We start from the raw sequence: 20,300 nt of genomic DNA, 5'->3' as shown, positions 1-20,300 counted from the left end.
ACGACAAAGGGGATCGGGCGATGTTCAGATGGTCTGTCGGCTTGACGGTCGCGACCGCGGCGCTGCTGGCGCTGCTCGCGCCGACGGCGAGCGCGCGCGAGTGCCCCGGCGACTGGATCAACCGCCTCGTCGTCAACGGCCAGGTGAAGGCCGGCCAGCCGTTCACGATCGGCTACGGGATCAAACGGCCCCAGCAGGTCGACGACTTCACCGTGACGGTCGACGGCGTCACCTACCCGCTGACCGCCGGCGAGGAGGAGTCGGTGAAGGTCCGCGCACCGCGCGCCACCGGCGTCTTCGACATCTCCTTCGCGTGGCGCACGCCCGATTGCGACGGCTCCGCCACCTGGGGCGCGATCTCGGTTCCGCGCAGCGCGAAGTTCGGCGCCACGGAGGGCACGCGCGTCGACGGCCTCTGGAGAGTTCAGATGACGCCGCGCAAGGTCAACCTCCCGAAGATCCGCGTGCGCTGGCGGATGCGGCCGAAGTGCGACTACTACGCCTGCAACACCATCGTCACCGGCCGCGGCGAGCGCTACGACACGGCGATGTGGCGCGACATGTACGTCGACAACGTCAACGCAGGTTCTGCTGCCTGTTACACCCGCACCGGACAGGAGGTTCCGGGCGGCTACCACGTCGGTCTGCAGCAGATGTTCTGGGTCGCCGGCGACGAGTGGATCGGCGACACGGTCGCCACCCGCGCCAACCGGATCCAGGGGGAGACGACCGTCGAGTTCGAGCTCACGCGCCGCGGCCGCTTCGCCGGCTGCCGCGGCCAGACGATCGTCTACACGCTGAGAGGCGTCCGCGTCGGGAACTAGCCGCCGGAGCCGGTCGCGAGCTCGGCGGTCGTGACGAGCCGCACGTCGTCGCGCTCGCGCGCGAGCTCGCGCAGCCGCGGCGAGAAGCCGCTGCGGTCGAAGAAGTACAGCGGCGGGGCCGTGTCGGCGCCCATCAGCGTCGCGACGGTCTCGAGCTTGTCCAGCTCGCCGGCGTCGTGGTCGCCGTCGCTCCACTTGCACGAGCCGAGCGCGACGAGCCGTCCGTCGGGGTCGAGCGCGGCGACGTCGGCCTCGTACTGGCGGTTGCGCAGGCCCTCGGGCGTGCGCACGCGCTTGGAGCCCCACCAGCGCCCGACCTCGGTCGCGCCCGGCACGTGCTCCAGCGCCCAGCGCTGGCAGACCTCCTCGAACGCGTCGCGCGAGACGAACTGGTCGAGCGCGGGCAGGATCGTCTCGCGCAGGTGCCGGCGGGCGGCCTCCTCGCTGTAGAGGCGGCTCTCGAAGGGGGCGACGAAGCGGAACCAGAAGCGCAGGAACGGGTCGGTGATCGCGTACGAGACCTTCTTGCCGACCCGTCTTCCGACCGGTCGCTGCCGCTCGACGAGGTTCATCTGCTCCAGCGTCTCGAGGAAGCCGCGGGTGTCGGTCGGGGAGCGCTGGACCCGCTCGGCGATCTCGACCAGCCGCGTCTGCCCGCTCGCGATCGCCCGCAGCGCGGAGATGTACCCGTCGCGCTCGCGGATGCGCGACTCCTGCGCGAACAGGAACGCGGGCTCGTTGCGCAGCAGCGCGTCCGGCGCGAGGATCGTGCGGAGGATGTTCTCGCCGAGGTCGAGCGCCGGGTCGATCTCGGCGAGGTAGAACGGCATCCCGCCCCAGACCGCCCAGGCGCGGATCTGGTCGGCGACGGACCAGTCGGGCACGAACGGGGCGATCTCGAAGCAGCCGAACGGGCGCAGGTGAAGCGAGCCGGTGCGGCGGCCGTAGGTGACGGCGGCATAGCCGAGCAGCTCGCGCTCGAAGAAGGAGACGTCGCTGCCGGAGATGACCAGCAGCAGCCGCGGATCGTCCTGGTGTCTGCTGACGAAGCGGTTGATCAGCGAGCCGATCTCCTGGTTGCCGCGCGCGACGAACTGGAACTCGTCGAGCGTGATCGCGATCGGGCCGTCGTCGAGCAGCTCGTCGAAGGCGGCGAAGACGGCGCGCCAGCTCGTCAGCGGCTGCTCGGCGTGGAGCGAGCGGCCGGTGACGCGCGCCAGCTCGATGCTGACGTCGGCGAGCTGGTCGCTCTCGCTGCCCGCGGTCGCCTCTATGTAGAGGTGGCGGCGCTGCTCGCCCCAGTGCGTGATGAGGCGGCTCTTGCCGACGCGCCGGCGACCGTAGACGATCAGGAACTCGCCGCGGTCCGACGCCCAGCGCCGGTCGAGCGCGGCCAGCTCCTCGTCGCGGTTGAAGAAGCGCCGGGCCATGTTCGCAATAATAGTAGTACAAACATTATGGTTGTAACCATATTATCGCGAACAGCCGCGTCGAATCAGGCGCGTCGTGCGCCCGACGCGCCCGCGGCGCGCGCTCAGCCGGCGGCGGCGTCGCCGTTGCCGTCGGCGGCGCCAGCCGCCGGGGTCTCGCTGCGGTACCAGACGGTCTGCTGCGGGAAGGGGATCTCGATGCCGGCGGCGTCGAAGGCGAGCTTGATCCGCTCGCGCAGGACACGGCTCGTCTCCCACTGCTGCGACGGCGTCGTCTTGACCAGCAGGCGGATCGTCACGCCGGAGGCGCCGAGTCTCTCGACGCCCTGCACCTCGGGCTCTTCCAGCACCACGTCGGACGCTCTCCAGACCTCGTCGGCGACCTGCTTGATCACGCCGCGCGCGTGGTCGATGTCGGTCCCGTAGGCGACGTCTATGTCGAGCACGGCGCGCGACCAGTGCTTCGACATGTTGCCGACGCGGCGGATCTCGCCGTTGGGCACGTGCCAGACGGTTCCCTCGACCGAGCGCAGCTGCGTCGTGCGCAGCGAGATCGCCTCGACCGTGCCGCTCGTGACGCCGTCGAGGTCGACGACGTCACCGACGCCGAACTGGTCCTCGATCAGGATGAACATGCCGGAGAGGAAGTCCCTGACGAGCGCCTGGGAGCCGAAGCCGATCGCGAGACCGACGACGCCGGCGCCGGCCAGCAGCGGCGCGAGGTTGACGCCCAGCTCGTCGAGGATCATGAAGCCGGCGATCGCGAAGATCACGAACGAGACGATGCTGCGCAGCACGCCGGAGAGCGCGCTGGCGCGCTGCTCGGCGCGGATGCTCAGCTCCTGCGTCTCCTGCTCCAGCAGCGGGATCGGGGTTCGCCGGCCGAGCGCGCCGAGGCGCTCGCGCACACCGCCGGAGGCGATCCCGCGCAGGGTCCGCTTGACCGCCCGGCGGGCGATCCGGTTCACGATCATCGCGAGGACGAGGATCAGCAGGATCCGCAGCGGCGGACCGACCAGCCAATCGCCGACCTCTGCGAGCGTCCGGTTGTCGGTGGCGTCGAGAAGCGTCCGGCAGATACGGCCCGGATCGTCTCCGCACACCGATCTGAGACGCTCGGGGGAGACGTCTGCGAGCACGAGCACGGGTCACCGACCGTAGCAAGGTCGGCCGCCCGGCCGTCGACCCGCGCCGGCCACGCGGTCGAGCGCCGGCGTGCCAGCGCCGGCCGCGACGCGCTCGCTAGGCGTAGACGTCGGGCAGGTCGTTCTCGAACAGCACGACGTCGCCGGCGCGCGTCAGCTCGGCGACCTTCGCGTGCGCGCTCGGCCCGTCGGGGAAGTGGTGCAGCTGCTCCTCACGCGCGCCGGCGGCGAGCATCCCGGCGCGCACGTCCTCGCCGCGCGGGCCGATCAGCACGGCGACGTCGGCGACGGCGGCGGCCAGCTCGCCGAGGCGGCGGTTCTCCTCGCGCTCGCGCTCGCCCAGCTCGACCATCCCCGGCGTCACCAGCAGGCGGCGCGTCGCGGGATGGTCGCGCAGCACGCCGAGCGCGGCGGCGGCGCCCTCCGGGTTGGCGTTGTAGGAGTCGTCGATCACGACGACGCCGGCTGCTCTGTTGACGATCGGCGCGAGCCGGTGGTCGGGCGGCGGGACCTTGCCGAGCGCGCGCGCGACGTCGGCCAGCGCCAGCCCCTCGCCGAGCCCGACGGCGGCGGCCGCCAGCAGGTTGGCGACGTTGTGCTCGCCGAGCAGTCTCGCGCGCACCTCGGCGCGCTGCTCGTCGTCCCCGGCGACGCCGGCTCTGACGACGACGGTGAAGATCGAGCGGCCGTCCTGCAGGCGGATCCCCTCGGCCCACAGGTCGGCCTCGGGATGCGGCGCGGGCGCGAACAGCAGCACGCGGCCGGCGGCGCGGGTGCGCGCGACGCGCAGGCAGCGCTCGTCGTCGGCGCGCGTGACGAAGAGGCCCTCGGCGGGGATCGCGTCGGCCAGCTCGCCCTTCGCCTGCTCGGTCACGTCGAGCGAGCCGAACCGCTCCAGGTGGGCCGGGCCGATCGCCGTCAGCACGCCGGCGCGCGGGTGGACGAGGTCGCAGAGGTCCTGCACGTCGCCGCGGCGATAGGCGCCCATCTCGACGACGAACGACTGGTGCGTCGGCTGCAGTCCCTCGTTGATCGCGCGCACGACGCCGAGCTGCGAGTTGAACGACGCCGGCGTCGGATACGACGGGCCGAGCAGGTCGAGCACCGCCGCCACGCACGCCTTCGTCGTCGTCTTGCCGTAGGAGCCGGTGATGCCGACGACGAGCGGTCTGACCTCGCGCAGCCGCTGCTCGGCTCTGCGCACGAAGCGGCGGTTGTCGGCCTGCTGCACCGGTCTCAGCAGCCGGTTGACGACGCCGCCCAGCAGCCACGGCGCGAGCAGCAGCAGCAGCGCGCCGACGGCGCCGGTGGCGGCGGGGGCGAACTCGCCGCTGCCGCCGAGCGCGACGACGATCGCCAGCAGCAGCGCGCCGAGCGCGAGCTGGAGGCCGAACAGCCGTCTGGCGCGCGGCGTGAAGACGAGCGGCTTGATCTGCTCGCGCGTCCAGACCCGCTGCGCGTAGCGGGCCGTCAGCGCCACCAGCACGATCGCGAGGATCACGCCGAGCGCCGGCTCAGAGCCGCCCGCGAGCGCCGACGCGAGCGCGCCGACGAACAGCAGGCCCGCCTCCGGCAGCGCCAACCGCACCCCATACGCCTGGCTGACCCACAGGTAGAGCCGGCGCGCCTCGTAATGCTCCTGCTGGAAGACGTGCAGCAGCATGTGCGAGGCGGTGCCGAGCGCGACGAGCGCCGCGACCGCGATCAGCACGCTCGTGAGGACGGTCATCGTCTGCCTCCCTGCGTCAGGAAATGGGAGGCGATCACGTTGAACTCGCCGGCCCGCTCGGCGTACGCGAAGTGGCCGCCGCTTCTCAGCACGATCAGCGCCGCGCCGGGGATCTCGCGCTCCATCTGCTCGCCCATCCAGAGCGGGGTGGAGTCGTCGTCGGGACCCCAGATCAGCAGCGTCGGGGCGTCGACCTGCGGCAGCAGCGGCGAGAGATCGTCGGCGAGCACGTTGCGCAGCGTCCCGCGCAGCTCCTCGGGGGCCGCCAGCCAGTCGGCCGAGGCGGCCTTGCCGCGGATCTTCTGCTGCAGGCTCTTGCCCGGCTTGCCGCCGACGGCGCCGATCACGCGGCCGGCCTTCGCCGAGCCGACCTTCATGTAGTAGGAGGCCGGCCGTCTCGGCTTGATGCCGGCGGCGCCGGTCAGCACCATCCGCTCGACGCGGCCGCTGGTGGCCGGGTCGGAGGCGAGCACGAGCGAGACGGCGGCGCCGCGCGAGTGGCCGACGAGCGCGAAGCGGTCGAAGCCGACGGCGTCGGCGAGCCTGATCGTGAAGGCGGCGTAGTCGCGGTTGCCCCACGCGGCCGGGACCATCTGCGACTCGCCCATCCCCGGCAGGTCGAAGGCGACCAGCTCGACCGTGTCGCGCAGGCCTGCGACGATCGAGCCGACGGCGTCGACCGACGCGCCCCAGCCGTGCAGCACGAGCACCTTCGCGGGGTTCTCGATCCCGGCGGGTCTGACGTGCAGGAGACGGACGCGGAGGCCGTCGACGGTGAGCGTGGTGGTGTCGGCGGTCGCGTTCACGGAGGGGCGAACGATACCCTTCCGCCCCATGCCTCTCCCCTCCGGACAGACCGTCGGCGTCGTCTTCGGCGGCCCGTCGGTCGAGCACGACGTCTCGATCATCACCGCGCAGCAGGCGATGGCCGTGCTGGCCGAGCGCCACACGGTGATCCCGCTCTACGTCGGCAAGGACGGCCGCTGGTGGACCGGCGAGGAGCTGCGCGACGTGAGCGCCTTCACGCAGTCGCCACCGCGCGGCGCGCGACCGCTGGAGCTGCGCCTCGGCGCCGCCGACGGCCCCTTCTTCGAGCCCTCGACCTCGCGCCTGCGGGGCGACAAGGCGCTGCCGATCTCGGTCGTGCTGAACGCGATCCACGGCACCGGCGGCGAGGACGGCGCGCTGCTCGGCGCGCTCGAGCTGGCCGGCGTCCCGCACGCCGGCCGCGGCGTCGCGGCGTTCGCGGTCGGGATGGACAAGCACCTCGCCAAGACGGTGCTGCAGGCCGGCGGCCTCGAGGTGCTGCCGCACCGCCGCATCGAGCGCGGCGCCTGGGAGCAGGACCGCGCCGGCGTGCTGGCGATCGTCGCGAGCGACTTCCCGCCGCCGGTCGTCGTCAAGCCGGCGACGCTCGGCTCCTCGATCGGCGTCGCCCGCTGCGAGAGCGCGGCCGAGGTCGAGGAGGCGCTGGAGCTGGCCTTCGAGCTGGACCGCCAGGCGATCGTCGAGCCGTTCGCGACCGGCGCGACGGAGCTGAACTGCGCCGTCCTCGGCCGCCCCGGCGGCGAGCTGCGCGTCTCCGAGGTCGAGCGGCCGCTCGGCAGCGAGGCCGGGCTCACGTTCGAGGACAAGTACCTGTCGGCCGGCGGCGGCAAGGACGGCTCCGGCGGAGCCAAGGGCGGTGGCGCGAAGGGCGGGGGCGGCAAGGCCGGCGGCTCCGGCGAGTCCGGCGCCGGGATGGCCTCGGCCGACCGCATCATCCCCGCCGACGTCGACCCGGGGCTGCGCGAGCGGGTCCGCGCGGAGGCCGAGAAGGCCCACCGCGCGCTGCGCGTCGCGGGCGTCGTCCGCTACGACTTCTTCGTGCTGCCCGCGCAGGACGGCAGACCGGAGCGGATCTGCGTCAACGAGCCGAACACGGTCCCGGGCTCGTTCGCCTTCTATCTGTTCGAGCCGCGCGGGCTGGCCTTCCCCGACCTGCTCGACGAGCTGCTCGCGATCGGCCTGGCGGAGGCGCGCGAGGAGCGCTCGACGACCCGCAGCTTCGCCTCCGCGCTGATCGACCGCCACGCGAAGTCGGCGGCGTAGCGATGGCGCGCGCGCTCGTCGCCTACGGGGGCCGCTCGCTGGAGCGCGAGGTCAGCACCCGCTCGGGCCAGCAGGCGGCGAAGGCGCTGCGGACGCTCGGCCACGCGGTCGACGTGGTCGACGTCGGGGCCGACTTCGTCGACGTCGTCCAGCGGGCGCAGCCGGACTTCGTCTTCATCGCCCTGCACGGCGTCGGCGGCGAGGACGGCACGGTCCAGGACCTGCTGGAGATCCTGCAGGTGCCGTACACCGGCTCCGACGCGCTCGCCTCCGCGATCTGCCTCGACAAGCACACCTTCAAGAGCCTCTGCGAGCTGCGCGGCGTGGCGACGCCGCAGTGGCACTCGTTCACGAAGCAGGCGTTCGCCGACTACGGCGCCGGCAAGACGCTCGACGCGCTGTGGCAGCAGTTCGACGGCCGGATGGTCGTCAAGCCGGCGCGACAGGGCTCCTCGTTCGGCCTCAGCGTGGTGCAGGAGCGGGCCCAGCTCGGCGGCGCCGTGCTCGGCGCGATGAGCTACGACGACCGCGTCCTGCTGGAGCGGTTCGTGCCCGGCCGCGAGCTGGCCGTGACCGTGCTCGGGCCCGCCGACGCGCCCGAGCCGCTGCCGCCGGTCGAGATCGTGATGGCCGACGAGTACTACTCGTTCCAGGCCCACTACGAGATCGGCTCCTCCGAGGTCCGTCTTGCCGGCCTCTCCGACGCCGTCGACGCGCGCGTCAGAGCGGTCGCCGCCGACGCCTACCGCGCCGCCGGCTGCCGCGACTTCGCCCGCGTCGACATCCGCCTCGAAGACGAGACCCCGTGGGTGCTGGAGATCAACACGATCCCCGGCCTGACCGAGACCGGCCCGACCCCGCTCGCCGCCGAGCACGCCGGCCTCTCCTTCCCGCAGCTGATCGAGCGCATCAGCGCCCGGGTCGTCGGCGGCTGAGAGGGCTTCAGTGCGCAGGCTCGTGCTCGTGGCGTGCGAGCACGAAGCGTTCGAACAGCGGCATCGTGAACGCCACACGGCCGCGCTCAGGAGCCCACAGCAGGCCTTTCGCGATCAACGTGTTGCGCTGGACGCTGGCGGCGGTCGTCGGGCCGAAGTTCGCCGTGCGCGCCGCCTCCGCCGAGCTGCATGAGCCGCCCGCGCCGGCGACCGCCAGCAGGTAGTCGCGCTCGCGCGGCGTCGCGCGCTGCCAGCGGGCGAGGAACAGCTCGCGAGAGAGGTCGTCGAAGGCGTCCTGCTCGCCCGCGACGACGTCGGCCAAGCCGATGGCGTTGCCGGTCGCGCGGTTCCAGGCATGTTTGCCGATGGCCTGCAGCAGCATCGGATAGCCGCCCGCGAAGGCGATCATCCGCTCGACCGCATCGTCGTCGATCGCCGGCGCGTCGTCGCCGAGCACCTTGCGCGGCGGCTCGACGATCGCACGGCGGGCGGCGTCGTCCGGCAGCAGTCCGACCTGTGGGTAGGCGAACAGCCGCTCGGCATACGACTTCGCCTCCGCGAGCAGACCGGGGAGGCTCGGCAGGCCGGCGGCAGCCAGCGCGATCGGCAGCTCCTCCTGACCGACGCGGTGCATCGCCGCGCACAACGCGGCCAGGCCCTCGGCGTCCAGCTCCTGCAGCTCGTCGATCACGAAGGCGACGCCGATCCCCTGATCGCGGGCGAGCGCTCCCAGCCGCGCGAGCAGCTCGCCGAGGTCGGCTTCGAGCGAGCGGCCGACCGTCAGCAGGTCGGTCGCGTCGACGTCGATCTGGATCTCCGGTGCGATCGTCGCCCGCAGCGCGCGGACCAATCCCATCGTGCGCGAGAAGGCGCCGAGCGCGCGCTCGCGGATGCTGAGGCCGGCGAGCTGCTCCAGCACTGCCGCCGTGAGCGCGTCACGGAGGTCGGTCCCCCTGCGCATCTCGACGAAGGACACGCGCCATCCCTCGTCGCGCGCGTCGCGAGCCATCTCCCGCAACAGCACCGTCTTGCCCATCCCGCGCAGACCGCAGAGCACGATCCCGCGCTCCGGCAGGCCGTGGGTCAGGCGCGCGCGGAGAACCCGGAAGCCGTCCAGCTCTCGCTCACGCCCGGAGAGCGCTCGCGGCTGGGTGCCGGCACCTGGCGTATAGGGGTTGGTCGCGGCATCCATATGGAGGTGTTGATCTTATGTGCCAAACCTCCATATAACAACCACATATATCTAGACTTCCTGGCCACTTCCGCCGGTCGTGCGCGCGAAGAGGGCGGCCAGCTCGGTGCGGGAGCGGAGGTCGGCGGGCTCTCCCTGGAGCGTCACTGTCAGGGGCGTCGGTCGGTCCATGAGCAGGAGCATCGGGGACCGCCCGCGTCCGCGCATCGAGGAGACCCCAAAGCGGAGGCCCCAAACTTTGGCGTCCAGGGGGTGGGGGTCGGGGGTCGCGGCGCCCAGGGGCCGCGACCTACTGCTGCCGGGGCTCGTCGGCCGGGTGCGGCCTGCGGATCGCCAGCACCGGCACGCGCGTGCACTTCAGCAGCCGCCGCTGGACCGACTCGATCGCGGCGCCGATCGGCCCGTGCTCGTGCGCGGCGAGCACGACGAGATCGTGATTGCCCTGCTCGGCGTGCTGGGCGATCAGGTGGGCGGCGTCGCCGTGCAGCAGCTGGGTCGTGACGGGGATGTCGTCGGGGATCGCGTCGGCCAGCTCGCGCAGCCGCTCGACGGCCGCGCGCTCGGCGTCACCGTCGGCCGGCGGCGCGAAGAGGCCGACCTGCGTCCACGCCGGCGGCGGCACGACGACCGTCAGCAGCGTCAGCCGCCCGCGCGAGGCGCGCACGATCTGCACCCCCAGCCCGACCGCGTCCCACGCCTCCGGCGTCCCGTCGACCGCGACCAGCACGTTGCGCGACGAGATCTCCGTCAGCTCCCGCCGCGGCGCGGCCCCGACGCCAGGCGGCGGCGCGCCCTCCTCGTCGGGCCGCTGCGGCTCGTCGTCCACGGATTCGACGCTCATGCCTCCACATTGTGCCCGCTCCGCCGCCGCGCGATCGTGATGACGCGCGCCCGCCTCAACCGCATCTCTCTGTGCAACGTCATAGGGTCCTGGGGAATGCCGCGCCGCCGTTCCACCCATGGGCCGACCGCGATCCGGCGGCGCCGGCTGGCGCTGCTGGCGGCCGCGCTGCTCGCGCTCGTCGTCGGCGTCGCGGTGGGGGCGTCGAGCGGGGGCGGGGAGGCGGCGCCGCGGGCGCAGGCGACCGGGCCGGCCGCGGGGCGTGGCACCGGCACCGCGCCCGGCGCGACGAGGTCGCCTGGCGGGAAGGCGGCAGGCAGAACGGCGGCCGGTGGGGATGCGTCGGCCGACGCGATTGGCGCGCGCGTGCGGCGGATGTCGCTGGAGCGGCAGGTCGGGCAGCTGCTGATCATCTCCTTCTCCGGCACGAGCGCGCCGAGCTACGTGACCGACGCGCTGCGGGCCGGCAGAACGTCGGGCGTGATCCTGTTCGGCGGCAACGCGCCGTCGGCCGACGCGGTGCGCAGGATGACGCGCGCGATCCAGCGTGCCGGCGGCGGCGACGCGATCGTCTCGCTCGACCAGGAGGGCGGCGACATCCGCACGCTGAAGTTCGCCCCGCCCGAGCACGGCCAGGCGGGCCAGCCGACAGCGAACGCCGCCCGCGCCAGCGCGCGCACGACCGCGCAGGCGCTGAAGCGGGTCGGCGTCAACGTCACGCTCGGGCCGGTCGCCGACGTCGCCGGCGGCACGCCCGGCTCGTTCATGGCCAGCCGCGCCTACCCGGGCGGTGCGAGCGCGGTCGCGGCCTCGGTCAGAGCGGCAGTGTCGGCCTACAAGGCGGCCGGGATCGAGCCGACGCCGAAGCACTTCCCCGGCGTCGGCGGCGCGACGCAGAACACCGACTTCGGCTCGGCCGCGATCGGCCGCACGACGAGACAGCTCGACGCGATCGACCTCGTCCCCTACCGCGCCGCGCTGCAGGCCGGCGCCGGGATCGTGATGGTCGGCCACGCCCGCTACCCGCGCATCGACGGCGAGCGGATCGCCTCGCAGTCGCGCGCGATCGTCACCGGCCTGCTGCGCGACCAGCTCGGCTTCGACGGCGTCGTGATGACCGACTCGCTGGAGGCCGAGGCGGTCGACGCCGCGACCCCCGGCGACGGTGACGTCGGCGCCGCCGCGGTCCGCTCGCTCGGCGCTGGCGCCGACCTGCTGCTGCTGACGGGCCCCGGCTCGTTCCCGCTCGCGCGCAGAGCCGTGATCGCCGCCGCGAAGGCCGACCCGGCGATCCGCGCCCGTGTCGCGGAGTCGGCCGTGCGCGTGCTCGCCCTGCGCGAGCGCCTCTCCAGCCGCTGAACTCAGCGCTCAAGAAGCAGGTGTGACATTGCGAGTGTCACCTCGCGGACCGTTGTCACCCAACTCGACAAATTCGGTCCACAAATCCAGTTCTAGCTGCCATCGGCAGGCAGATGTGAAATCTCAACTTTCCCCACCGCATCGATTGCACATCAATATCGTTTTGCCGACCAGAATGGTGCGGATTCTGCAATACTGCAAATCCCTATCCGATTTCAACCGTTTCTGGGAGGAACCTGTGAAATCACGCACGCCGATCGTCCTCACGCTGCTCGCCACGCTCGTCGCCCTCGTGGTGGCCGGCTGCGGTGGCTCGTCGGACGAGAAGGGCGGGGGCGACTCGGCCGGCAGCTCCGGTGACGCGAAGACCGAGCTCTCGCTCGTGGCGTACTCGACCCCCCAGGTCGTCTACGACGAGATCATTCCCGACTTCGCCAAGACGGCTGAAGGCAGAGGGGTCGGCTTCAAGACCTCCTATGGCGCCTCCGGCGACCAGAGCCGTGCCGTCGAGGCCGGCCAGAAGGCCGACGTCGTCACCTTCTCGACCGAGCCGGACATGACCCGCCTCGTCGACGCCGGCCTCGTGAACGCCGACTGGAACAGCGGCGACAACAGAGGCCTCGTGACGACCTCGGTCGTCTCCTTCATCGTCCGCAGAGGCAACCCCAAGGGCATCAGAACCTGGGCCGACCTGCTGAGAGACGGCGTCAAGGTGCTCACGCCGAACCCGTTCACCTCCGGCGCCGCGAAGTGGAACATCCTCGCCGCGTACGGCCAGGCGGCCAGAGGCGGCAGCGACCCGCAGGCCGGTCTCGACTACGTCAGAGAGCTGATCACGAGACACGTCCAGGTGCAGGACAGATCGGGCCGCGAGGCGCTGCAGACGTTCGTCTCCGGCGACGCCGACGTGCTCCTCTCCTACGAGTACGAGGCGACGACCGCGCAGAAGAAGGGCGAGGACGTCGACTTCGTCACGCCCGACGACACGATCAAGATCAACATCGACATCGCGACGACGAGAGACGCGCCCGCGCAGGCGAGATCGTTCCTCGACTACGTGCTGTCGGAGCCGGCGCAGGAGCGCTTCGCCGACTGGGGCTACCGCCCGGTCAACCAGACGGTGCTCGACGCCAACAGAGACAGATTCCCGATCCCGTCCGGGCTGTTCACGATCGAGGACCTCGGCGGCTGGTCGAGAGTCAACGACGAGATGTTCGACGTGGAGAAGGGCTCGATCGCGAAGATCGAGGAAGAAGCCGGAGTGTCGACGGCGAAGTGAGCACGACCGCGATCAGCGATCGCGTCGCCTCGCGGCGGCGCCCGGCCTGGCGTTCCACTGGAATGCTGGGCCTGGGCGTCGCCACGCTGTGGCTGTCGATCATCGTCCTGCTGCCCCTCGCCGCCGTCGTCGTCCGCTCGACCGACGGTGGCTTCAGCACGTTCTGGGACGCCGTCTCCAGCAGACAGGCCGTCTCGGCGCTGCGCTTCACCCTGCTCGTCTCGCTGCTGACCGCGGCGGTCAACGCCGCCTTCGGGACGCTGATCGCGTGGGTGCTCGTGCGCGACAGATTCCGCGGCAAGAGAATCGTCAACGCGCTCATCGACCTGCCGTTCGCGCTGCCGACGATCGTCGCCGGCCTCACGCTGCTGACGCTCTACGGCCCCAGAAGCCCGTTCGGCATCGACGTCGCCTACACCCAGTTCGCCGTCCTGCTGGCGCTGCTGTTCGTGACGCTGCCGTTCGTGATCCGCGCCGTCCAGCCGGTGCTGATCGAGCTCGACAGAGAGATGGAGCAGGCGGCGCTGTCGCTCGGCGCCAACAACCGCACCGTCTTCCGCCGCATCGTGCTGCCGAACCTCGTGCCGGCGATCCTCTCCGGCGCCGCGCTCGCCTTCGCCCGCGCGGTCGGCGAGTTCGGCTCGATCGTCCTGATCTCGGGCAACATCCCGTTCAGAACGCAGGTCAGCTCCGTCTACATCTTCAAGCAGATCGAGTCCGACGCGCCGATCAGCGCCGCGGCGACCTCGACCGTGCTGCTGCTCGTCTCGCTGCTGGTGCTCGTCGGCATCCGCGGCCTCGGCCGCTGGGGGGCTCGTCATGACCGTTAGCCGTCCGTGGCGGATCGCGCTGCGCGTCATCGGCCTCGGCTACCTCGCGGCGCTGCTGCTGGTGCCGGTCGCGGTGATCTTCTACCGCACGTTCGAGCACGGGATCGGCGCCGTCTGGGACTCGATCACGACCCCGGCCGCGATCTCCGCCTTCACGCTGACGCTGGAGGTGACGGCGATCGCCGTCCCGCTCAACACGATCTTCGGGATCGTGATGGCGATGCAGCTGGCGCGCGGCAGATTCCGCGGCAAGACGCTGCTGAACGCGCTGATCGACCTGCCGTTCGCGATCTCGCCGGTCGTGATCGGCCTCGCGCTCGTGCTCGTCTACGGCCTCAACGGCTGGTTCGGCAGATCGCTCGCCGACGCCGGCATCCAGGTGATCTTCTCGACGCCCGGCATCGTGCTGGCGACGATCTTCGTCTCGCTGCCGTTCGTCGTGCGCGAGGTGACGCCGGTGCTGAAGGAGGTCGGCGACGAGCAGGAGCAGGCGGCGGCGACGCTCGGCGCCAACGCCTGGCAGTCGTTCTGGCGCATCACGCTGCCGTCGATCCGCTGGGGCGTCGCCTACGGCGTCGTGCTGTCGGTCGCCCGCTCGATCGGCGAGTTCGGCGCCGTCTCCGTCGTCAGCGGCAAGATCTCCGGTGAGACGGAGACGCTGACGCTGCTGGTCGAGAAGCGCTTCTCGAACTTCGATCTCGCGGGCGCCTACGCGGCCTCGGCGCTGTTGGCCGTCATAGCGCTGGTGACGCTGCTCGCGATGACCATGATCAAGCCCCGTCGCGAAGAGGAGGAGCACTGATGATCGCCGTCGAAGGCGTCAGCAAGCAGTTCGGCGACTACACCGCGCTCGACAACGTCTCGATCGAGGTGCCGGACGGCTCGCTGACCGCGCTGCTCGGCCCCTCCGGCAGCGGCAAGTCGACGCTGCTGCGGATCATCGGCGGGCTCGAGTCGGCCGACAGCGGCCGCGTCGTGATCAACGGCCAGGACGCGACCAACGTCCAGCCGCAGAAGCGCGAGATCGGCTTCGTCTTCCAGCACTACGCCGCCTTCAAGCACATGACGGTGCGCGACAACGTCGCCTTCGGTCTGACGATCCGCAAGCAGCCCAAGCAGCAGGTCGCCGACCGCGTCGACGAGCTGCTGAGCGTCGTCGGCCTGGCCGGCTACGCGAAGCGCTACCCAAGCCAGCTGTCGGGCGGCCAGCGTCAGCGGATGGCGCTGGCGCGCGCGCTCGCGGTCGAGCCGAGAGTGCTGCTGCTGGACGAGCCGTTCGGCGCGCTCGACGCGAAGGTCCGCGCCGAGCTGCGCGAGTGGCTGCGGCGGCTGCACGACGAGGTCCACGTGACGACGCTGCTGGTGACGCACGACCAGGAGGAGGCGATGTCGATCTCCGATCACATCGCCGTCATGGACAACGCCAGAATCGAGCAGTTCGGCGACCCGCGCGAGCTGTACGACGCGCCCTCGAACGCGTTCGTGATGGGCTTCCTCGGCCCGGTCAGCCGGCTCGGCGACCGGCTCGTGCGGCCGCACGACATCGCGCTTGCGGCGGAAGTCGAGGAGGGCGCGCTGGAGGCGATGGTCTCGCGCGTGATCCACCTCGGCTTCGAGGTCCGCGTCGAGCTGATGCTGACCAGCGGCGAGGCCGTCACCGCGCAGGTGACGCGCACCGAGGCCGACGAGCTGGAGCTGAACCAGGGCGACATCGTCTGGCTCCGCAGCGCCGGCGCGACCGTGCTGCCGGCCCCGGCCGAGCCGCCGGCGTCCGCCGCCCCGGCCGACCCGCCGGCAGCCGACGCGGCGCTGCCGCCCAGGGCCGCTTAGAGCCTGAAGACGCGGCGGGTGTTGTCGCGCAGGTAGAGGCGCTCGGTCTCCTCGTCGAGGCCGAGCGCGTCGAGCCGCGCGCGGGCGACGGCGGGGGGCGATCATCGGCCAGTTGGAGCCGAACAGGACGCGGTCGCGCTGCGGCGGATCTCGCGTACGGCGCCCATCGGGTCGCGCAGGTCGACGGCCGTCGCGCCACGTGCTGGGTAAGTGGTGGGAATGAACGGTGAAAAGACCTCAACCGATCAGGGGTGGCTGCCGAAGACGTTGCACAGGAGGCAGTCATGTCGATCAACGCACCGAGAACTGACGCACATTCTTCGTATGCATTCGTGGACCGCGAGCTCGAGCTGGAGCTGTGGGACGCGTGGGTCTTCGCAGCAGGGGACGCGACGCGCGCCCTGCGCGCCTGGGAGCAGGCCGGCGGCGACGACCTCGCGCCGTCCTACTTCGCCTACCAGGCCGCGCTCGACCGCGAGCAGCAGGCGGCGTCCGTCCTCGCCGAGATCGCGGCCGAGCGCAGGCTGACCGCGCGCCGGCTCGATCGCGCGCTGGCGGCGGCGGTCTAGCGGGCACGGCGGCGGCGCGCACCTGGGCGCCGCGCGCGACCGGGCGGCGGCGGGCGCCGCGGCGCGCCGCGGCGGTACCGTTCGCGCCATGCCCGAGACGCTGCAGCTCCTCATCTACGAGTACGTCCCCGACATCGTCGAGCGGCGCGGCCCGCATCGCGCGGGTCACCTCGCCGCGATCGCCAAGCACCACGCGTCGGGCGCGATCGTGATGGCCGGCGCCGTCGGCGATCCGGTCGACAGCGGGCTGCTGGTCTTCCGCGACGCCGGCGCGATCGACGCCTACCTCGCCGACGACCCCTACGTCGACGCCGGTCTCGTCGTGAGACACCGCGTCGAGCCGTGGACGGTCGTCACTCCTCTGTGAGCACCAGCAGCGGCCGCAGCGCGGTCCGCACCTGCGCGGGGATGTCGGCCGGGCGCCGCTGCGCCCGGTCGACGAAGACGTGCACGAAGCTGCCGGTCGCGGCCGGATGCTCCATCCCCTGCTTGAACAGCGCGATCTCGTAGCGGACGCTCGATCTGCCGAGGTGGGCGACGCGCAGCCCGCCCTCGACCGGCTCCGGGAACGTGAGCGAGCTGTGGTATCTGCACGACGACTCGGCGCAGACGCCGATCACCGGGCCGGTGAGGATGTCGAGCCCGCCGGAGCGGATCAGATACGTGTTGATGATCGTGTCGAAGAAGGCGTAGTACTCGACGTTGTTGACGTGCCCGTAGACGTCGTTGTCGGCCCAGCGGGTGGGCATCTCGAGGCGGTGCGGGAAGTCGCTGCGGGTGAGGCCGGACACGGTCTGGCAACTTACCACGGGCGACCCCGGAATTAGGGTTCCCTAACTGCTGTGGTACGGTCGGAGATATGTTCGACCTTGATCGACCTTGAGCAGTTTTCGGTGGGTTGCCGCCGTTGGCGCGACCGCGCTCGCGGCCGGCGCGGCGGCCGTTCCCGCCTCCGCCGCTGAGATCTCCGGCGGCACCACCACGCTCGCGCTCGACGGGCTGCGCGCGGCCACGGGCGCGCAGGTGCGCCTCGTCGCCGTCGGCGGCGCGACCCGGCGCGGCACGACGCTCTCGCTGCCGGTCGCCGGCGGCGCGCTGAGCGCACGCGGCTCCGTCGCACAGAAGACCTCGGCCGGCCTTGCGCTGCGCGCCGGCGGCCGCACGCTGCGGCTGACCGCGCTGCGGCTGACGCTCGGCCCGTCCCCGCGCCTGACCGCCAGGGTCGGCCGCGGACGCATCGCGCTGTTCACGCTCTCGCGCTCGCCGCTGACGAGCGCCCGCGTCGCCGCCTCCGCCGCGGATCCGTCGGCGCTCACATCTGCGACCACGACGACGCTCGCGACCCGCAGCGCGCAGCTGCGCATCACGCCGGCCGGCGCGCGCCTGCTGCGGACGCAGCTGCGGCTGAAGCGGCTGCCGCGCGGCACCGTCGGAACGCTGAGACTGCAGCTCCGCACCGCCGCGGCGCCGACCCCGAGCGCGCCCGCGCCGAGCGCCCCGGCCCCCGCGCCGAGCACCCCGGCCGCCCCCGCGCCGGTGCCCCAGACGCCTGCGCCGGAGCCTCCGGCGCCCGTCTTCCCGACGCCCGATCCCGGCTCGGTCCTGATCCCCGGCCTCGCCTCCTCGCAGGTGACCGCGGGCGACGCGACCTGGAGCTTCCGCGGCTCGTGGCTGCGCTACCTCGCCGCCGGCGGCGGCAGCGTCGCGATCTCCGGCGGCGTCACCAAGACGGCCGACGGCGCCTACGTCTACCCCGTCAGCGGCGGCAGCTACGACGCGACCGCCGGCTGGGGGATCGACCACGGCGGCACCGTCACCTTCCTCTATCCCAACCACGGCATCGAGATCGCGCTCGGCGCTCCGCGCATCGAGCTCGGCTCGCGCGCCGTCGTCAACGTGCTGCTGACGAACAAGAGCAGCGCCGGCGCCGGCGCACCCGGCGACGTCGACGGCGACGGCGTTCCGAGACGGATGGACTTCGCGACGCTCGACCTCAGCGGGATCGTCCCGCAGCGCGACGACGCCACCGTCAGCTGGACCGACGTGCCGGTGCTGCTGACCGCGGCCGGCGCGGAGCCGTTCCTCGCCTACAGAGACGGCGAGCCGTTCGGGCGGATCACGATCCGCGCGACCGTCGCCGCCGCCTGACCTCCCCACCACAGACCGACCCCTCTCCTCTCAGATGATCACCACCACCTCCCGCGCGCGGCGGAACCGCCGCGCGCCGCTCGCGCTCGCGCTGGCGACCACCGCCGCGACCGCGATCGCGCTGCCGGCGACCGCCGTTCCCGCGCTCGCCGCCGACCCCGGCTGGCAGGCCGCCGCGACGCTCACGACCGCCGACAAGGACGCCAACGACCCGCGCGTCGTGCGCGCGCTCGACGGCAGCGCGACCGCCGTCTGGGTCCGCTCCGGCGACGACGCGCTCGGCGCGACCGTCGTGCAGGCGTCGAGCCGCCCGCTCGGCGGCGCCTGGAGCGCGCCGCAGACGATCTCGCTCGGCGCCGACCAGAGCGTCGCCGACATCCGCGTCGCCGTCGGCGCCGACGGCTCCGTCGCGGCCGGCTGGTCGCAGCGCGCCGCCGACAGATCGACCAGATGGGCCGGCCGCATCGCGCTCAAGCGCCCCGGCGCCGGCTGGAGCGCCGCGACGCCGCTGACGACGTCCGCCGACGAGACCTCCTCGCCGTCGCTGACGATCGCGCCCGACGGCACCGTCACCGCCGCCTGGTCGCGCGTCGACGGGACCGACAGCCTCTCCCACGTCGAGGTCGCGCACACGACCGCCGGCGGCTGGAGCGCGCCCGACGCGATCACCGCCAGCCCCGACGCCGACGAGCCGAAGCTGGCGCGCGGCGCTGACGGCACGCTCGGCCTGACCTGGCTCGACTACGACACGACGACGAACAACTACACCGTCTGGGGCGCGGTCGCGCCGACCGGCGGCGCGTGGGACCCGCGCCACCAGGTCAGCGACAGCACGCGCTACTCGTACGGCAACCCGCAGGTCGTCGTCGGCCCGACCGGCGAGACGACGATCGTCTTCCAGTCACGCACGAACAACGTGCGCTACTCGCGTTACCAGGCGCTGTCGGCCAGCTGGTCGGCGTCGGCCGGCTGGAGTGCGACGGCCGAGGAGATCTCGGCCAACGACAGAACCGTCAACGCGCAGGATCCGAACGTCGGCATCGACAGCGACGGCAACGTCACCGCCGCCTTCCTCAAGACCGACTACAACGGCGACGACGCGGCCGGCGTGACGGCCGTCGTCGACCACGTCCAGGTCGCGACCCGCGCCGCCGGCACGCGCAGCTGGAGCACGCCCGCGACGATCGCCGACGAGACCCCGAACGCGACGTTGCGCAAGGTCAACGTCACGGTCGGCGGCAACGGCGCCGCGACCGTCGCCTGGGCCGGCTACGAGACGTCGGCCAAGAGAGCGAAGATCGTCCGCGTCGCCCGCCGCGAGGCCGGCACGACGAGCTGGAGCGCCCCGCTCGACCTGTCCGCTCCCGGCGGCACCGCCAGCACCCAGCTGCCGTGGACGATCGGCCTCGCCGCCGACGCCTACGGCGCCACGAGCGTCGTCTGGCACATCAACGACAGCGCCGGCGTGACGCAGATCCAGGCGGCCGACTACGAGGTCGAGCGCCCGGCGCCCGCCCCGGACCCGGATCCGACCCCGATCGATCCGACGCCGCAGCCGGCGCCGCAGCCGCAGCCGCCGGTCCAGCCGGCGGCGCCCGCCCCGGCGCAGCCGGGCGTGGAGCAGTGGTCGGACAAGACGGCGAGAGGCGTCGCCGCCACGCCGAAGCCGAAGCTGCAGCTGACCTGGCGCGGCCAGCGGCTGGTCGTGCGCGTCAACAACGCGCCGAAGGGGACGCGCCTGCGCGTCACCGTCGGCAGCGGTCGCAAGGCGCGCACGTTCGCCCAGCGCGGCGTCGCGCTGACGCTGCCGGCGAAGCAGTCGACGCCGCGCGGCCGCGTGGTCGTGCGGCTGCTGAACGCGCAGGGCAAGACGCTCGCGTCGTTCGCGACGCGCGCGCCGAAGCAGCCGCTGAAGAAGCACGCCGCGGCGAAGAAGACCACGCGCTAGACGCACGCGGTGACGGGCGGGTAGGTTGGGCCATGCCCAGCCTTCCCGCTCGCGCCGTCGCGCTCGCGGCGGCAGCCGTCCTCGCCGCCGCCGCAGCGCCCGCCGCCGCAGCGCCCGCCGCCGCAGCGCCCGCCGCCGCAGCGCCCGCCG

19 protein-coding genes are annotated in these 20,300 nt (G+C 72.5%); 12 read left to right on the top strand and 7 right to left on the bottom strand.

Translation table 11 applies throughout. The annotated features are described in order from the left end of the window. Nucleotides 1-20: 20 nt before the first annotated feature. Nucleotides 21-824 carry a hypothetical protein gene (locus tag Q7L73_RS10830; RefSeq protein ID WP_304693134.1) on the top strand — a complete coding sequence of 268 codons (804 nt, stop codon included), beginning with the start codon at nt 21-23 and terminating at the stop codon, nt 822-824. Here Q7L73_RS10830 and Q7L73_RS10825 read toward each other — a convergent pair. The 4 genes from Q7L73_RS10825 to Q7L73_RS10810 form a co-directional block, all read right to left on the bottom strand. Next, the gene (locus Q7L73_RS10825; RefSeq protein ID WP_304693136.1) at nt 821-2,254 is read right to left on the bottom strand and encodes an ATP-binding protein; all 1,434 of its coding nucleotides are present in this window, start codon (nt 2,252-2,254) and stop codon (nt 821-823) included. The genes Q7L73_RS10830 and Q7L73_RS10825 overlap by 4 nt on opposite strands. 104 nt (nt 2,255-2,358) lie before the next feature. After that, nucleotides 2,359-3,399: a mechanosensitive ion channel family protein gene (locus tag Q7L73_RS10820; protein ID WP_304693138.1), complete on the bottom strand. Its 1,041-nt coding sequence runs from the start codon at nt 3,397-3,399 to the stop codon at nt 2,359-2,361. Between the two features lie 97 nt (nt 3,400-3,496). After that, nucleotides 3,497-5,128: a Mur ligase family protein gene (locus tag Q7L73_RS10815; RefSeq protein ID WP_304693140.1), complete on the bottom strand. Its 1,632-nt coding sequence runs from the start codon at nt 5,126-5,128 to the stop codon at nt 3,497-3,499. Then, nucleotides 5,125-5,934, bottom strand: coding sequence for an alpha/beta fold hydrolase (locus tag Q7L73_RS10810; protein ID WP_304693142.1), 810 nt, complete (start codon nt 5,932-5,934; stop codon nt 5,125-5,127). The genes Q7L73_RS10815 and Q7L73_RS10810 overlap by 4 nt, the downstream gene beginning before the upstream one ends. Nucleotides 5,935-5,962: 28 nt before the next feature. On the opposite strand from Q7L73_RS10810, the gene Q7L73_RS10805 reads away from it, so the two are divergent. Both Q7L73_RS10805 and Q7L73_RS10800 read left to right on the top strand, forming a co-directional pair. Further along, a complete protein-coding gene (locus Q7L73_RS10805) occupies nt 5,963-7,219 on the top strand; it encodes a hypothetical protein (RefSeq protein ID WP_304693144.1) in 1,257 nt (418 codons plus the stop codon). 2 nt (nt 7,220-7,221) lie between these two features. Further along, nucleotides 7,222-8,154, top strand: a complete 933-nt coding sequence (locus Q7L73_RS10800) for a D-alanine--D-alanine ligase (protein WP_304693147.1) — start codon at nt 7,222-7,224, stop codon at nt 8,152-8,154. Between the two features lie 7 nt (nt 8,155-8,161). Here the strand turns inward: Q7L73_RS10800 and Q7L73_RS10795 are convergent, their stop codons facing one another. Then, complete coding sequence (locus Q7L73_RS10795; RefSeq protein WP_304693149.1) at nt 8,162-9,346, bottom strand: ATP-binding protein; 1,185 nt, start codon at nt 9,344-9,346, stop codon at nt 8,162-8,164. Between the two features lie 289 nt (nt 9,347-9,635). Beyond that, a complete protein-coding gene (locus Q7L73_RS10790; RefSeq protein ID WP_304693151.1) occupies nt 9,636-10,187 on the bottom strand; it encodes a universal stress protein in 552 nt (183 codons plus the stop codon). 96 nt (nt 10,188-10,283) lie between these two features. Here Q7L73_RS10790 and Q7L73_RS10785 point away from each other — a divergent pair, with 96 nt between their 5' ends. From Q7L73_RS10785 to Q7L73_RS10755, 7 genes are all read left to right on the top strand, one after another. Next, nucleotides 10,284-11,546 (top strand): glycoside hydrolase family 3 N-terminal domain-containing protein, encoded by a 1,263-nt coding sequence (locus Q7L73_RS10785; RefSeq protein ID WP_304693153.1) that lies wholly within the window; start codon nt 10,284-10,286, stop codon nt 11,544-11,546. A gap of 238 nt (nt 11,547-11,784) precedes the next feature. After that, nucleotides 11,785-12,825 (top strand): sulfate ABC transporter substrate-binding protein, encoded by a 1,041-nt coding sequence (locus tag Q7L73_RS10780; protein ID WP_304693155.1) that lies wholly within the window; start codon nt 11,785-11,787, stop codon nt 12,823-12,825. Then, a complete protein-coding gene (cysT, locus tag Q7L73_RS10775) occupies nt 12,822-13,655 on the top strand; it encodes a sulfate ABC transporter permease subunit CysT (RefSeq protein WP_304693157.1) in 834 nt (277 codons plus the stop codon). The genes Q7L73_RS10780 and cysT overlap by 4 nt, the downstream gene beginning before the upstream one ends. Then, nucleotides 13,645-14,457 carry a sulfate ABC transporter permease subunit CysW gene (gene cysW, locus Q7L73_RS10770; protein WP_304693159.1) on the top strand — a complete coding sequence of 271 codons (813 nt, stop codon included), beginning with the start codon at nt 13,645-13,647 and terminating at the stop codon, nt 14,455-14,457. Before cysT ends, cysW begins: the two co-directional genes overlap by 11 nt. Beyond that, a complete protein-coding gene (locus Q7L73_RS10765) occupies nt 14,457-15,485 on the top strand; it encodes a sulfate/molybdate ABC transporter ATP-binding protein (RefSeq protein WP_304693161.1) in 1,029 nt (342 codons plus the stop codon). Before cysW ends, Q7L73_RS10765 begins: the two co-directional genes overlap by 1 nt. A 332-nt stretch (nt 15,486-15,817) precedes the next feature. Then, nucleotides 15,818-16,054 (top strand): hypothetical protein, encoded by a 237-nt coding sequence (locus tag Q7L73_RS10760; protein ID WP_304693163.1) that lies wholly within the window; start codon nt 15,818-15,820, stop codon nt 16,052-16,054. Between the two features lie 88 nt (nt 16,055-16,142). Further along, complete coding sequence (locus Q7L73_RS10755; RefSeq protein ID WP_304715546.1) at nt 16,143-16,421, top strand: YciI family protein; 279 nt, start codon at nt 16,143-16,145, stop codon at nt 16,419-16,421. On the opposite strand, the gene Q7L73_RS10750 is transcribed toward Q7L73_RS10755, so the two are convergent. Continuing rightward, on the bottom strand, nt 16,408-16,803 hold the full coding sequence (locus Q7L73_RS10750) for an acyl-CoA thioesterase (protein WP_370552435.1): 396 nt from the start codon (nt 16,801-16,803) through the stop codon (nt 16,408-16,410). The genes Q7L73_RS10755 and Q7L73_RS10750 overlap by 14 nt on opposite strands. Nucleotides 16,804-16,933: 130 nt before the next feature. Here Q7L73_RS10750 and Q7L73_RS10745 point away from each other — a divergent pair, with 130 nt between their 5' ends. Both Q7L73_RS10745 and Q7L73_RS10740 read left to right on the top strand, forming a co-directional pair. Continuing rightward, a complete protein-coding gene (locus tag Q7L73_RS10745) occupies nt 16,934-18,202 on the top strand; it encodes an HtaA domain-containing protein (protein ID WP_304693169.1) in 1,269 nt (422 codons plus the stop codon). Nucleotides 18,203-18,236: 34 nt separating this feature from the next. Further along, nucleotides 18,237-20,150, top strand: coding sequence for a hypothetical protein (locus Q7L73_RS10740; protein ID WP_304693171.1), 1,914 nt, complete (start codon nt 18,237-18,239; stop codon nt 20,148-20,150). Nucleotides 20,151-20,300: the final 150 nt, after the last annotated feature.

This window comes from Conexibacter sp. CPCC 205762, from assembly GCF_030646155.1.
Lineage (GTDB): Bacteria > Actinomycetota > Thermoleophilia > Solirubrobacterales > Solirubrobacteraceae > Conexibacter.
The sequence above is the reverse complement of the archived record's forward strand: the minus strand, read 5'-3'. Positions and strand labels throughout refer to the sequence as shown.